Source organism: Neogemmobacter tilapiae, assembly GCF_014652215.1.
In the GTDB taxonomy this organism is placed as follows: Bacteria; Pseudomonadota; Alphaproteobacteria; order Rhodobacterales; family Rhodobacteraceae; genus Neogemmobacter; species Neogemmobacter tilapiae.
In genome coordinates, this window is record NZ_BMYJ01000004.1 from 287,580 (window position 1) to 302,039 (window position 14,460).

Annotated in this window: 12 protein-coding genes; 8 read left to right on the forward strand and 4 right to left on the reverse strand. The window is 63.3% G+C overall.

Annotated elements, in window-relative coordinates:
• Positions 1-24 precede the first annotated feature (24 nt).
• Positions 25-1,167, reverse strand: coding sequence for an alpha-hydroxy acid oxidase (locus tag IE095_RS08310; RefSeq protein WP_189411162.1), 1,143 nt, complete (start codon positions 1,165-1,167; stop codon positions 25-27).
• A 116-nt stretch (positions 1,168-1,283) separates the two neighbouring features.
• Entirely contained in the window at positions 1,284-1,745 is a 462-nt protein-coding gene (locus IE095_RS08315) for an ester cyclase (RefSeq protein WP_189411163.1), read from the reverse strand.
• Between the two features lie 162 nt (positions 1,746-1,907).
• On the opposite strand from IE095_RS08315, the gene IE095_RS08320 reads away from it, so the two are divergent.
• Genes IE095_RS08320 through IE095_RS08330 form a run of 3 tightly spaced genes read left to right on the forward strand, consistent with a single transcriptional unit; the run spans position 1,908 to position 3,672 of the window.
• Positions 1,908-2,711 carry a LytTR family DNA-binding domain-containing protein gene (locus IE095_RS08320; RefSeq protein ID WP_189411164.1) on the forward strand — a complete coding sequence of 268 codons (804 nt, stop codon included), beginning with the start codon at positions 1,908-1,910 and terminating at the stop codon, positions 2,709-2,711.
• Positions 2,708-3,097: a nuclear transport factor 2 family protein gene (locus tag IE095_RS08325; RefSeq protein ID WP_189411165.1), complete on the forward strand. Its 390-nt coding sequence runs from the start codon at positions 2,708-2,710 to the stop codon at positions 3,095-3,097. The genes IE095_RS08320 and IE095_RS08325 overlap by 4 nt, the downstream gene beginning before the upstream one ends.
• A complete protein-coding gene (locus tag IE095_RS08330) occupies positions 3,094-3,672 on the forward strand; it encodes a GNAT family N-acetyltransferase (protein ID WP_189411166.1) in 579 nt (192 codons plus the stop codon). The genes IE095_RS08325 and IE095_RS08330 overlap by 4 nt, the downstream gene beginning before the upstream one ends.
• A 134-nt stretch (positions 3,673-3,806) precedes the next feature.
• Here IE095_RS08330 and IE095_RS08335 read toward each other — a convergent pair whose 3' ends face one another.
• On the reverse strand, positions 3,807-5,048 hold the full coding sequence (locus IE095_RS08335) for an AAA family ATPase (RefSeq protein WP_189411167.1): 1,242 nt from the start codon (positions 5,046-5,048) through the stop codon (positions 3,807-3,809).
• Between the two features lie 276 nt (positions 5,049-5,324).
• On the opposite strand from IE095_RS08335, the gene IE095_RS08340 reads away from it, so the two are divergent.
• The 4 genes from IE095_RS08340 to IE095_RS08355 are packed head-to-tail and all read left to right on the forward strand — an operon-like array spanning position 5,325 to position 10,206.
• On the forward strand, positions 5,325-5,660 hold the full coding sequence (locus tag IE095_RS08340) for a DUF8846 family protein (RefSeq protein ID WP_189411168.1): 336 nt from the start codon (positions 5,325-5,327) through the stop codon (positions 5,658-5,660).
• On the forward strand, positions 5,653-6,792 hold the full coding sequence (gene dapE, locus IE095_RS08345) for a succinyl-diaminopimelate desuccinylase (RefSeq protein WP_189411169.1): 1,140 nt from the start codon (positions 5,653-5,655) through the stop codon (positions 6,790-6,792). Before IE095_RS08340 ends, dapE begins: the two co-directional genes overlap by 8 nt.
• A 41-nt stretch (positions 6,793-6,833) precedes the next feature.
• Positions 6,834-9,083, forward strand: a complete 2,250-nt coding sequence (gene rnr, locus IE095_RS08350; protein ID WP_189411170.1) for a ribonuclease R — start codon at positions 6,834-6,836, stop codon at positions 9,081-9,083.
• 1 nt (position 9,084) lies between these two features.
• The gene (locus IE095_RS08355) at positions 9,085-10,206 is read left to right on the forward strand and encodes a lytic murein transglycosylase (protein ID WP_189411171.1); all 1,122 of its coding nucleotides are present in this window, start codon (positions 9,085-9,087) and stop codon (positions 10,204-10,206) included.
• Here the strand turns inward: IE095_RS08355 and IE095_RS08360 are convergent.
• Positions 10,196-12,349, reverse strand: a complete 2,154-nt coding sequence (locus IE095_RS08360; protein ID WP_189411172.1) for a calcium-binding protein — start codon at positions 12,347-12,349, stop codon at positions 10,196-10,198. The genes IE095_RS08355 and IE095_RS08360 overlap by 11 nt on opposite strands.
• Before the next feature lie 391 nt (positions 12,350-12,740).
• Between IE095_RS08360 and metG the strand changes: the two genes are divergently transcribed.
• The gene (gene metG / locus IE095_RS08365; protein ID WP_189411173.1) at positions 12,741-14,459 is read left to right on the forward strand and encodes a methionine--tRNA ligase; all 1,719 of its coding nucleotides are present in this window, start codon (positions 12,741-12,743) and stop codon (positions 14,457-14,459) included.
• The last annotated feature ends 1 nt before the right edge of the window (position 14,460 follow it).

Genomic DNA, 14,460 nt, shown 5'->3' on the forward strand with positions numbered 1-14,460 from the left:
GCCATCCCCGGTGCGAGGGGGCCTTTAGCCCCCGTCCACCAAATTCTGCCGCCCCACATCCTGAACCGACCGTTCCCCGAGCAGCGCCATGGTCACGTCGATTTCCCTTTGGATCACCTGAAGCGCTTTTGTCACCCCCGGCCCGCCCATTGCGCCCAAACCATAGACGTAACTGCGCCCGATCATCGTGCCCTTGGCCCCCAGGGCCAGGGCTTTCAGCACGTCTTGGCCCGAGCGGATGCCGCTGTCCATCCAGACCTCCACCCGATCCCCCACCGCCGCCACAATGCGGGGCAGCATGCGGATGGTGGAGAGGGCGCCGTCCAACTGCCGCCCGCCGTGATTTGACACGATGATTGCATCCGCGCCGAAATCGGCGGCGATTCGGGCGTCTTCTTCGTCCAAGATGCCTTTCAGGATCAGTTTGCCGCCCCATTGGTCGCGGATGCGTGCGACCTTGGCCCAATCGAGTTTCGGATCGAACTGTTCATCCGTCCAGCGCATGAGCGAATGCAAATCATCGACACCCTTGGCGTGGCCCACGATGTTGCGGAAGGTGCGCCGTTTGGTCTGGGCCATGTTCCAGCACCAGCGCGGCTTCGTGGCCAGATTGATCAGGTTCTTGACCGTCAGGCGCGGGGGGGCGGTCAGGTCGTTTTTGATGTCCTTGTGCCGCTGGCCCAGAATTTGCAGGTCCAGCGTCAGCACCAAGGCCGAGCATTGCGCCGCCCGTGCCCTCTCGATCAGCGCGGCCGTATAGTCCTGATCGCGCATCACATAAAGCTGGAACCAGAAGGGCGCGCCTGTCGCCTCTGCCACGTCCTCGATTGAACAGATCGACATGGTGGAAAGGGTATAGGGCACGCCGAAATCGCGTGCGGCGCGGGCCGCCAGAATCTCACCATCGGCATGCTGCATCCCCAGCATCCCGATGGGGGCCAGCGCGACAGGCATGGAAACCGGCTGGCCCAGCATCGTGCTGGCGGTGCTGCGGCCCGACATATCGACAGCGACGCGCTGACGGAAACGGACCTTGGCAAAGTCGGACACATTCTCACGAAAGGTCTGTTCAGTGTAACTGCCGCTTTCACAATAGTCATAGAACATCCGCGGCGCACGGCGGCGGTGCAGTTGTTTCAGATCGTCGATGCAGGTGACGGGTGGCATGCTGGGGCCTTTGGCAACGGCAAAAGAGGTTGGCCCAAGGTCTTGCGGTGTCTGGCGCAGGTCAAGGCAAAAACGCCGCGGTTTTGGTGTTGCCGCCCGGCCCCTGCGCCGACAGATTATTCACCCAATTGCGCCATCAGGGCGGCGACTTCTTCGACATGCCATTGTTCGGTGATCCTTCCGTCGTGCAGGCGGAAAATGTCCACGCCGTCGAATTCGACCGGTTTTCCGGCGGGGGGATAGTTGAGGAAGGGGCCGGTCTGTGTTCCGGTGAAGGTGAAATGCACCATGATGCGGCCGTCGGAGAGGGTTTCGACAGTATTCAACTGGCGTTTCCCGTCGGGCAGTCCGGTGTTGAGGGCGGCGACAAGGCCAAGGATGAGATCACGGTCTGACGCCTCGGGCGGGCCGGGGATGCGGTCGTGGTCGGTGTAATCCTCGGCATAAAGCGCAGAAAGGGCGGCGGGGTCAAAGGGCTGGGCCTGCATGGTGGCGTAAAGGTTTTGGGCGAAGCTTTGGGCGTCTTGGGCTTGGACGGGAAGGGCGAGAAGGGTCAGGAAGGCGATGGATTTGAGCATGGGATCCTCCGGTTACTGTCGGCGCATGAGGCGGCTTTTGCGGGGCGAGCCAAGGGGAATGGCGTGAAAGGGCGCGGGAATTTCGTGAAATGCACTTGGCGTTGCGCGAAATGCAGGGGGATGGGCTGGGCGCTTGGGTTTCCGGCGGGATAGAGTGACGCCATGCATAGGGTCTTGGAACATCTGTCGGTCGATCTGCGCGCCTTTTTGGGGCAGGGGCGGGTTTGGGCCGTGCTGGCGGTGGCGATCCTGCTGTTCGCCTTGGCGGGGCCGTTCGGGTCTTATGGGGTTTTGGGTTTTCCCATGCGCTTGGCGATGTGGGCCTTGGTGGGGCTGGCGGCCTTTCTGGCGGGGGTGCTGGCGTTTTTCGGGACGCTGGCGCTGTTGCCGCGACATCCCTTGCAGGGATGGGTGGCGGCGCTGGCGGCCTCGGTTCCCGTCACGCTGACCGCGCTTTGGGTGGACAATCTGTTTGTCGCGGTGCCGATGACGTTGGAGCGGGCGGTGGCGGATTGGCTGCATCTGACGCCCTTTGTTCTGGTGCTGTGCTGGCTGCTGGGGCAGACGCCTTTGGCGCGGCAATCGGTGGAGGCTCGGCTGCTGACGCCTGCGCCCCTGCTGGAACGGTTGCGGCCGGGGATGGGGCGGAACCTCGTGTCGCTGACGGCGCGGGATCATTATGTGGAGGTGGTGACGGATCTGGGCCGTGATCTGATCCTCTATCGCTTTGCCGATGCCTTGGCGCAGGTGGAAGGCTTGGGCGCGCAGATTCACCGTTCGCATTGGGTGGCCGCGCGGGCAGTGGTCGGCCGTGAACGGCAGGGTGGCAAGCTGTGGGTGGTGCTGCGCGACGGGGCGCGGCTGCCGGTCAGCCGCAGCTATGCGCAGGCTTTGGGCCCCTTGCTTGGCGCGGGGAATGCCAGCAATCTGGGGCGTGATTTGGGGCAGAAGGAACGGGTCGGATGAGTGATGTGATCGCGCGCTATTACGCGGCTTTCAACGCGGGGGATGCGGCGGGGATGCTGGATTGCGTGACCGAGGATGTGGAACACCGCGTCAATGAGGGCGGCATCCGGCGGGGCAAGGCGCTGTTTGCCGAATTCTGCGGGCATATGGGCGTCAGCTATGCCGAGGAATTGCGCGACATGGTGATCTTTCAGAACGGCGCGCGGGGCGCGGCGGAGTTTGTGGTGCATGGGCGCTATCTGCAAACCGATCCGGGCCTGCCCGAGGCGCGGGGGCAGGTCTATGTTTTGCCGGCGGGCGCGTTCTTTGATCTGCGGGATGGGCTGATCAGCCGGGTGACGACCTTTTACAATCTGCGCGACTGGGTGGCGCAGGTTTCGGCATGATCATCCGCGCCCTGCGGGGCGAGGCCTTGGGGGCGGCGCTAGGGGATGTGGCGGCTTTGCGGATCCGCGTGTTCCGCGACTGGCCCTATCTTTATGACGGCGATCTGGAATATGAGCGGCAGTATCTGACAGCCTATGCTGCGCCGGGGGCTTTGGTTGTGGGGGCCTTTGACGGGCCGCGTCTGGTGGGGGCGGCGACGGCGGCGCGGATGGAGGATCACGCCAGCGATTTCGGGGCCCCGTTTCGGGCGGCGGGGATTGATCTGGGGCAGGTCTATTATGCGGCGGAATCGGTGCTGCTGCCGGAATACCGGGGGCGGGGGATCGGGCATCGTTTCTTTGATCTGCGGGAAGAGGAGGCCCGGTTGCAGGGGCGGAAAGCGATGGCCTTTTGTGCGGTGATCCGCCCTGCGGAGCATCCGGCGCGACCGGCGGATTATCGGCCCTTGGACGGGTTCTGGCAGGCCAGAGGCTATGCGCCGGTGCCGGGGCTGGTGGCGGAGTTTGGGTGGAAAGATTTGGGTGAGGCGGGCGAAACGCGGAAGCGGTTGCAGTTTTGGATGCGGGATTTGTGAAGGGTTTTTCACGCGTGAAATGGCATTCAACCATCTGATAGATAATTTATATTCATAAAGTTGAATGATTTATCGTGGCCGCTCGTGCGGGGATGCGGGCACGCCTTGACCAATTTTCCGCCCGATGAGCCAACCTAGGCCGCCGCAAGCAGGGCCCTTTGTAAAAGACCCTCGGCTTGGGCGGCTTGGGCAGGATCGTGGGCGTTGGCCAGAAGCCAGCCTTGCAATTCTGCCGGGGTGAAACGCGCCGCGCCCAGCCGTCGCACAAAGCTTTCGGCCATCTGCGGATCGTTGGGAAAGAACCGCGCAAAAAGCCGCCCGGCCGCGACCGCACCCACCCTGCCCAGTTCCACATGCAGATCGGCGCGGCCCGGACGGATCAAGGCCGGGTCCAGCCGTTCGATGTGGTTCGTTGTCATGATCAGCGCGCGGCCCTCTTGTGCGCCGACCCCGTCAATCGCGTTCAGCAGCCCGGAAAAGCTGATCCCCGCCGCCTTCGCGCCCACTTCGCGCTGGCGGAAAAGCGCATCGACATCTTCGAGCGTGATCAACGCCCGCTGCGGGGCCTGATTGAAGGCGCGCACAAGCCCGTCGTCGGTCAATCCTGGCCTTCCCAGATCAATAGAGGCGACGGCCAGACGCAATTCGCTGGCCAAGGCCCGGATGGCCGAGGATTTGCCCGTGCCCGGTGGACCATAAAGGAGGTAGCCGCGCCGCCAGGGCACACCGCGTTGCAGATACCAATCTTCGCTGGCCAGAAAATGACGCAGATCGGAGGCCAATAGGTCCAGCCGGTCGTCTTCGGTGATCACACTGGCCAAGGGGCGTCCACTGACATGGCCGAGGCTTTCCCAATAGCCGTCATCCAGCACATAGACCTCGGGGCCTTTGGCCTCGGCATTGGCCAGAAGATGGGCCCCCTGATCCAGCCATTGATGGATGGTGGCCAACCCGCCGCCCAAGATGGACAGGGTGAGCGTTTCTTCCATGCGGCTGGACTGGCCTTGGCCGACCTGCCTGCGGTCGCTGATGGCGCGTTCAAAGCGGCAGATCACGCCGCCAAGGCGGAACCAATGCGTGCCCGGTTCGGGGCCAAAGCGCGGGCCGCGACCGTCGCGCAGGTCGGTGACGCGCACTTGCCGGACGTGGGCCAAGACGCGGGAGTTTTCGAGCCAAGCATAGATCTGGCGATAGGCGTGGCTGCGGTTGTCAACCGTCAGTCGCGCAATGCAGCGGCGCGCAAGAAGGCGTTGCGCGGCTAAGAGGCCGAGTTGGGCGGAACGGAGAAACAGGCCGAGACAGCCCAAAACAAGGCCGCCGGCAAAGAAATCGCTGGCGGTGGCTTGGGTCAGATAAAGCGCAATCTGGTCAAACATAGGATAGCATCCATCCGGCGCGGGGCCGTTTCGGTCAAAGCAATGCCGGAGGATGGACCGTCAGTTTCGGTCAGACCGGCAGGTAAAGCGAGGGTTGGTTCAGCGTCGAAGTCATCAAGCCCTCCTTTCCTGCGGGGGTGTTGTTGCGAGAGGGGGGCGATACGACTGTTGGTTGATTCGGTGCAAGGGCTTTTCTATGAGGGCAACATGGCTGTTGCAGAATTGCTGCGTGGTGCTGCCCTTGACAGCCATGCCCCCGCGCGCCATCCAAACGGCATGGAACAAGAACCCGAAAAACCCGTCTCGAAACAGAAAGTCTATACGCTGGTGGTCGAGGTGGGCCGCAAGGCAGGGGATGGTTTGCCGGACAAGGCGACCGGGGCGGCGCTAGTGATCTATGCCAGCGGCGTGGATGAAGCCGAAGCGGTGCGGGAAACCGTCGCAGTGCTGAAGGTCGCCGATCTGGCCCCGTTGGATGTGTCGGGCTATGGCACGCTGGAGGAACGTTTGGCCGAGGGCGACGAGGTGCCCGAGGAGGAGCGGGAACTGATGCAGCGGGCCTTGGATGAAAACTCGGTCGTCGTGGCCCAGATGACGCCTTTCTATGATTGATGCGGTGGATCTGACGGCGCGGTTGATCCGCTGCCCTTCGGTGACGCCCGAGGAAGGCGGCGCTTTGGTGCTGTTGGCCGAGGTGCTGGAAGGGGCGGGCTTTACCTGCGCGCGGGTGGACCGGAACGGGACGGCGAACCTGTTTGCGCGCTGGGGTGTTCGGGGGGCGAACAAGACGTTCGGCTTCAACGGGCATACCGATGTGGTGCCGGTGGGGGATGCTGGGGCCTGGACGCAAGACCCGTTCGGGGCGGCGGTGGTGGATGGCTGGATGTACGGGCGCGGGGCGACCGATATGAAGTCGGGCGTGGCGGCCTTTGTGGCGGCGGCCTGTGATTTCGTGAAGGACACGCCGCCGGATGGGGCGATTGTGTTGACCATTACGGGGGATGAGGAAGGCGAGGCGAAGGATGGGACCGTCGCCTTGCTGGACTGGATGGCGGCGAACGGCGAAAAGATGAGCCATTGTCTGGTGGGGGAGCCGACCTGCCCGAACACAATGGGCGAGATGATGAAGATCGGGCGGCGGGGCAGCATGACGGCCTATTTCACCGCCGTCGGTGTGCAGGGGCATTCGGCCTATCCGCACCGGGCGAAGAACCCGCTGCATGCTTTGGTGACGTTGCTTTCGCGGCTGACGGCGGAACCTTTGGATCAAGGGAGCGATCATTTCGATGCCTCGACCCTGCAAATCACGACGATTGATTGCGGCAATCCGGCGAACAATGTGATCCCGGAAAAGGCGCGGGCGACGGTGAACATAAGGTTCAACGATCTGCATTCGGGGGAATCTCTGGGGCGCTGGCTGACGGAACTGGCGGGCGAGGTGCATCTGGAAACCGGGGTGCGGCTGGACATGCGGCTGTCGGTGTCGGGGGAAAGTTTCCTGACCGAACCGGGGGAGTTCGTGGCGCTGGTGGCGGGAGCGGTGCAGGCGGAAACGGGCGTGGTGCCGGAATACAGCACAAGCGGCGGGACGTCGGATGCGCGGTTTGTGAAGAACCATTGCCCGGTGGTGGAATTCGGGCTGGTGGGCAAGACGATGCATCAGGTGGATGAACGGGTCGAAGTGGCGCAGATCGGGCAGTTGAAGGCGATCTATGGCCGGGTCTTGCGGGATTACTTTGGTTAAGCGGCTTTCTTGGCTGGACTTGGCATGTTAGGCCAATAGCTATGGAAAACCTGCCCAGCAAAGACGAGATCCTGAATTTCCTGCGGGAAAATCCCGGCCTTTCGGCCAAGCGCGACATTGCAAAGGCTTTTGGCATCAAGGGTGCTGGCCTGCGGATGGAGTTGAAGCGGCTTTTGAAAGAGATGGAGGCCGAAGGGGCCCTGACGCGCAAGGCGCGTCGGATGCGGGCCTTTGGGGCTTTGCCGCCGGTGGCCTTGTTGCGGGTGATCGGGCCGGATGGGCAGGGCGATCTGTTCGCGGAAGCGACGGGGGAAGATATTGGTGAGGGGCCTTCGCCTCGAATCTTGGTTAGTCCGCAAAAGGGCGATCCGGCGCTGGGCGCGGGGGACCGGATTCTGGCGCGGTTGACGGCGACGCCGGGGGAGGGGGCGGATTACACCGCGCGGCTGATCCGGCGGATCGGGCACAATCCGCTGAAAATTCTGGGGATCTTCCGCAAGCAGGGCGATGGGGGGCGGATCGTGCCCATCGACAAGGGCGCGGATAAGGAATGGCGGGTGGCGGCGGATGCCACGAATGACGCGCGGGATGGAGAGCTGGTCGAGGCGGAATTGGCGGGGCCAAAGCGGATGGGTCTGCCTGCGGCGCGGATCACGGCGCGGCTGGGCGATCCGGGGGGGCCTAAGGCCATCAGCCTGATTGCGATCCATCAGCATGGTATTCCCGACCGTTTCCCCGATGCGGCCATGGCCGAGGCGGAGGCGGCGAAGCCCACGGCTTTGGGCAAGCGGACAGATCTGCGGGACATTCCCTTGGTCACGATTGACCCGGTGGATGCGCGGGACCGGGATGATGCGGTGCTGGCCGAGGCGGACAGCGACCCAAAGAACCCCGGTGGGCATATCCTTTGGGTCGCGATTGCGGATGTGGCGCATTATGTGCGGCCGGGCAGTGCGCTGGACGCCGAGGCGCGCAAGCGGGGGAATTCGACCTATTTCCCCGACCGGGTGGTGCCGATGCTGCCGGACGTTCTGTCGGGCGATCTGTGTTCCTTGCATGAACATGTGGACCGGGCCTGTCTGGCGGTGCGGATGGTGATCAATGCCGAGGGGCAAAAGATCGGGCATAAGTTTATGCGGGGGCTGATGCGGTCGCAGGGCAGTCTGCATTATGCGCAGGCGCAGGCGGCGATTGATGGTGCGCCGGATGATCAGACCGGGCCTTTGCTGGAACCCGTGCTGAAACCCCTTTGGGCGGCCTACGGCGCGTTGAAGGCGGCGCGGGCGGATCGGCAGCCGCTGGAGCTGGACCTGCCGGAACGCAAGATTGTGCTGGGTGAGGATGGCAAGGTTCTGTCGGTGTCTTTCCCGGAACGGCTGGATGCGCACCGTTTGATCGAGGAATTCATGGTGCTGGCGAATGTGGCCGCCGCCGAGGAATTGAACGCGCGGCGGACACCGCTGTTGTTCCGGGTGCATGAAGAGCCGAGCCCGGAAAAGCTGGACGCTTTGCGCGAAGTGGCGGAAGGGGCGGGGTTCACGCTGGCCAAGGGGCAGGTGCTGAAAACGCGGCATCTGAACAATCTGCTGGCGCAGTCGCAGGGGACGGAATTTGACGAGCTGATGAACATCAGCACGTTGCGGTCGATGACGCAGGCCTATTACGCGCCGGAAAACCTTGGGCATTTCGGACTGGCCTTGCGGAACTATGCGCATTTCACCTCTCCGATCCGGCGCTATTCCGACCTGATCGTCCACCGCGCGCTGATTGCGGCGCATGATTGGGGTAAGGATGGGCTGACGCCTGCCGATATCGAAAAGCTGCCGGAAACCGGCAAGCTGATCAGCGATAGCGAGCGGCGGTCGATGGCCGCCGAACGCGACACAAACGACCGCTATCTGGCCGCTTATCTGTCGGATCGGGTGGGGGCCTCTTTCGAGGGGCGGATTTCTGGGGTGCAGAAGTTCGGGCTTTTCGTGCGGTTGCTGGAAACCGGGGCGGATGGGCTGATTCCGGTGCGGTCGCTGGGGCGCGAGTTTTTCCGCTATGACGAGGGGACGCAGACCCTGACGGGCGAGGAAACCGGGCAGATTCTGGGGCTTGGGCAAAAGGTGACGGTGAAATTGGCCGAGGCGGTTCCGGTGACGGGGGGGCTGACGCTGGAACTGCTGGCAGTGGACGGGGCCCATCTGCGGCGGGCCGGAATGATCAAGGGACGGCGTGCGCCTGCGGGGCGGGGGCGGCCGGATGGCGGGACAAAGCGGCGCGTTGTGCGGCGGCGGAAGGGATAAGATGTCGGATTTTGAGAGCTGGAAAGCGGGTTTTGCAGAGCGGGCCGAGGCGGCTGGGCTGCCTTCTGACGTGGTGGCGGCGGCCTTGAAAAGCGTGTCGTCAGACCATGAGGTGATCGTGAAGGATCAGCGCCAGCGGGAATTCGGGATGCCGATCTGGTTCTATCTGGACAAGGCGGTGTCCGAGACGCGGCGCGAGGCGGCAAAGGCCGGATTGGAACGCAAAGAACGGCTGTTTGACAGCATTGATGCGGGCTGGGGCGTGGATCGGGCGGTTCTGGCGGCGATCTGGGCGATTGAAACCCAGTGCGGCGAGATCATGGGGGAGTTCGACACGATCCGTTCGCTGGCGACTTTGGCGCATGAGGGGCGGCGGGGCGCGTTCTTTGAGGCCGAATTGATCGCGGCGCTGCGGATTTTGGCCAGCGGTGTGGTGTCGGACCTGCGCGGCAGTTGGGCGGGGGCGATGGGGCATATGCAGTTCCTGCCCAGCACCTATTTGGCGCATGGGGTGGATGCGGATGGCGACGGGCGGTCGGACATTTGGGGGGAGGATCCCTCGGATGCTTTGGCCTCATGCGCGACCTATCTGGCGGGGATCGGCTGGCAGGCGGACAAGGTCTGGGGGGGCGAGGTGACGCTGCCCGAGGGGATGGATCTGCGGCAGACCGGCTGGGCCGGAACGCGGCCTGTGGCCGATTGGGTGGCGATGGGCGTTCAGGGTGATTTGCCCGTGACGGGGGATGTGGCGGTGATCCTGCCTGCGGGGATCAAGGGGCCGGCTTTCTGGATTGGCGAGAATGCACGGGTTCTGGCGCGGTATAACCCGGCGGAAAGCTATGTGCTGGCCGTGGGGATGATGTCGGATTCGCTGTGCGGGCGGCCTGCGGTGCAGAAGGACTGGCCAAGGGCGGGGCGTGGGTTGGCGCAGAACGAGCGGTTCGAAGTGCAGCGTCTGCTGACCGAGCTGGGGCAGGATCCGGGCGGGATTGACGGGCGGATCGGGCAGAACAGCAAGGCGGCGATCCAGAATTGGCAGGTGTCGGTCGGGCTTCCGGCGGATGGCTATGCCGATGTGGCGCTGCTGAAGGCGCTGGAAGAGGCGGCGGCCGCTAAAGGATAAAATCCGCCTCGGTCAGGGGTTTGGTGAGGTTGATCTGAAGGGCCAAGTCGGCACGGCCGTCGGCGTTCAGGTCAATCTCGACCCGCCAGCCTTGGGCTTTGATCAGCCGAACCCCGGCGTGTTCGCCATCGAAGGCGTCAGTGCCGAAGAAGCGGAGTTTGGGGCCGGTGAGGGTCGAGACGTCGATCTTGTCCTGACCGGGGCGGAAATCGGTGATCGTATCGGGCTGGCGCAGGTTGCTGTCGGCTTTGGTGGCAAAGACAAAGCGATCGGCGCCCTGACCACCGGTCAGTTGATCAATGCCTTGGCCGCCTGTCAGGCGGTCGTTGCCAGCACCGCCTTGCAGGCTGTCGGCGCCGCCAAACCCGATCAGGCGGTTGTTGCCGGTGTTGCCCTTGATCAGATTGGCCTGGGCATTGCCGGTGGCCCAAAGATGGGCGGAGCCCAGCAGGTCAAGCCGTTCGATGTGGTTGGCAAGGGTGAGGGATTTGAGGGTTTGAACCCTGTCCTGGCCTTCGCCTGCGCGTTCGGTGATGCTGAGGCCGTTAGCCCCAATCAAATAGAGGTCATTCCCGAGGCCGCCTTCGACGATCCCTTCCAAGCGGCCCAAGCGGCAATCGAAGGTGTCATCCCCGGCCATCAACTGGACGCTGCCGCGCATGAGCCCCGTGTTGACGACAGAGTCGCGCCCCTCGGCCCCGATGAGGGCGGCGCGACTGCCGTCAATGAGGCCGGCATTGGTGAGGGCGTTGAGGTCGCCCGCCAATTCGACCGCGGCGCCGCGCTTGGCGACGACCTGCCCCGTGGCGGCGACGCTGATCCAATTGCTGCCGTCCTGCCCGAGGAGGCGGATCGCGGCAAAGTCACCGAAGCTCGCCGAAACCTCAATCCGGCCAGCGACCGTGACGCCCGCGCTGTCGGGCCCGGTGGACTGGATTCCATGCTGATTGAGCAGGGTCAGAGCCGCATCTTCAGCGATGGTCAGACTGGCCCCCTGGGCCATCAATTGCGTCAGATGTTGCGCGCCCGTAAGGGTCGCCGCATCGTTGACCTGTGACACGCGCAGATCCAGAATGCGGGCCATTATATCGGTGTTGGGATTGGTGCCCTGTGTCCAGGCGGCCAGAAGCCGCCCATCGGCGAGCAGCGTAACGGACAGATGGGCTTGCTGGGTAGGGTCGGGGTCGTGGAGGCACGTGGCGGCGCCGAGTATCTGATCCTGTGCGTCAAAGCGCTGTATCCAAAGATCGCCGTATTCGCCCGCCGCCTTATCCCAAAGGACGGCATAGCCGCCGTCAGACAGGGCGACGAGGCGGATTTGTGTTGAGCCCATTTGGGCCGGATCGACCATAAAGGCGTCACTTTTGGCGGTGCCATCGGCCGAAAATCGTCGGGCCCAAAGGACGGCGGTCCCCGTGCTTTCATCGGCCCAAGCCGCCAGAAGATCACCATCGGCCAGTTCAGTGACCGCGGGGCTGCCTTGCCAGCCCGTGAGATTCTGGTTCAGGGCGAAAGGGGGGCCTAAGGGGGTGCCACTGGCATCGAAGCGGGCGGCAACGACGTCATAGCCTAGCGGGTTGACTTGTTCCCAGCAGGCGAGAAAGCCGCCATGGCTGGTGGGGGTGAGGCGGACATTGCCTTGGAGCAGCGCCGGTTGGGCGAGGAGAGGGACAGGATCCGATGGGATGCCCTGATCGTCGAGGCGGAGTTGCATCAACTGCTTTTGGTCGCCGTTCGCTTCGGACCAGGCGACATAAAATCCGTCGGTCAGGCCGAGGATCTGCGGCGTGGATGCGGGGCCTGGGCGGTCGGCGGTCAGGGTAGCGCCGGGACTGGAGGTGCCGTCCGGGGCGAGGGTGAGGCTTTTGATGCCCCAGCCGGCGGGTGTTCCGGTGGCCCAGACCAACCGCATCTGGCCATCGGCGCCCAAGGCGCCAGTATAGCCTGCAACGCCGCTGGCCAAAAGGATATCGCCGCTGCGGGGTTGGCCATCGGCGCTGAAAAGGCGGGTCATCAGTTGTGAACCCGTCAGCCAGCAAACTGCAAAACCGCCATCCGCAAGGGCAAGGGTGACCGGCGACTTCTGCGCCCCGATCGGGTCACTTTGGACGGTAAAAATAGGATCCGACAGCATGGCTGTCATGGCAACACCTGAAGGTTCTTTGGATTATTTGAATTTGCCTAAAATGCAGCCAAGGCCAGTCGATGTTCAAAAAGCGGCATTTGCAGAGAGTTGCTGCCCAATTGATTAATGAATGAATAACACCACCGGGGCGTGTTTTGGCGAATGTGAAGCGGAAGGTGGTGCAGAAGGTCAGTCCTTGTCGGAAAGGGATCAGCCGGAACACGATCGAGATCATCGGAGGGGAGGGTTGACGGGAACGATCCGATACCGCGATTTTGGTTTAGCGGCGAAGGTGGGGGCGGTGCGGCTGGACATCCGGGCGGCAATTGCGCGGCAACCGTAAGCAGGCTCTGGCCTTGCCATCGGAAGGGCGGTAAACCGCCTGCAAACCTAGGCGCGGGCGGCACATATGGCACGGATTCTGATCACCTCGGCAATTCCCTATATCAACGGGATCAAGCACCTGGGCAACCTTGTGGGCAGCCAACTGCCCGCCGACCTGTTCGCCCGCTACAAAAGGGGCCGTGGCGATGAGGTGATGTTCATCTGCGCCACGGATGAGCATGGGACGCCTGCGGAACTGGCGGCGGCCAAGGCGGGGCAGCCGGTGGATGTGTTCTGCGCGGAAATGCATGAGGTTCAGAAAGAGATTGCGGCGGGGTTCCGGCTGTCGTTTGACCATTTCGGGCGGTCTTCCAGCCAGCGGAACCACAAACTGACCCAGCATTTTGCGGGGGTTCTGGCGGACAACGGGTTTATCGAGGAGGTGGAGGAAGAGCAGGTCTATTCCATCGACGATGGGCGTTTCCTGCCGGATCGCTATATCGAAGGCACCTGCCCGAACTGCGGCTATGACAAGGCGCGTGGGGATCAGTGCGAGAATTGCACGAAACAGTTAGACCCGACCGATCTGGTGAACCCGCGTTCGGCGATCAGCGGCTCGACCCGGCTGGAGGTGCGGAAGACGAAGCATCTGTATCTGCGGCAAAAGGCGCTGAAGGGGCGGATTTCGGACTGGATCGACAGCAAGACGGATTGGCCGATCCTGACGACCTCGATTGCCCGGAAGTGGCTAGATGACGGCGAGGGGTTGCAAGACCGGGGCATCACGCGCGATTTGCATTGGGGCGTTCCGGTGCGGCGGGGCGATCAGCCTTGGCCGGGGATGGAGGGCAAGGTCTTTTACGTCTGGTTCGACGCGCCCATCGAATATATCGCGGCGACCGCCGAATGGGCGGATGCAAACGGCAAGGATGATGCGGCGTGGCAGCGCTGGTGGCGGACGGACAAGGGGGCGGCGGACGTCACCTATTTCCAGTTCATGGGCAAGGACAATGTGCCCTTCCACACGCTGTCTTTCCCCGCGACGATCTTAGGTTCGGGCGAGCCGTGGAAGATGGTCGATTACCTGAAATCCTTCAACTATCTGAATTATGATGGTGGGCAGTTTTCGACCTCGCAAGGGCGGGGCGTGTTCATGGATCAGGCTTTGTCGATCCTGCCTGCGGATTATTGGCGCTGGTGGCTGTTGTCGCATGCGCCGGAGAGCAGCGACAGCGAGTTCACATGGGAGAATTTCCAGGTTTCGGTGAACAAGGATCTGGCGGATGTGCTGGGGAACCTGGTCAGCCGCGTCACGAAATTCGCAGCGTCGAAATTTGGCGCGGGTATTCCGGCAGGCGGTTCGCATGGGCCGCTGGAAACGGCGCTGATCGCGGATATTGGCGCAAAGCTGCGGGCCTATGAGGCGGCGATGGACGCGATGGAGGTGCGCAAAGCCTCGGGCGAATTGCGGGCCATCTGGGTGGCGGGGAACGAATATCTGCAGGCGGCGGCGCCTTGGACGGTGTTCAAGACCGACCCGGAGCAGGCGGCGGGGATGATCCGCTTGGCGTTCAACCTGATCCGGCTTTACGCGGTGATCTCGCGGCCGTTCATCCCGGATGCGGCCGAGGTGATGATGAAGGCGCTGCATTGTGACGATTGGTCCTGGCCGGGGGATGCCTCGGCGGCTTTGGACCTGCTGAAAGCGGGCGATGCCTATGACGTGCCGGAGAACCTGTTCCGCAAGATCACGGATGAGGAACGGGCGGATTGGCAGGTGCGGTTTGCGGGGGTGCGGAAGTAGG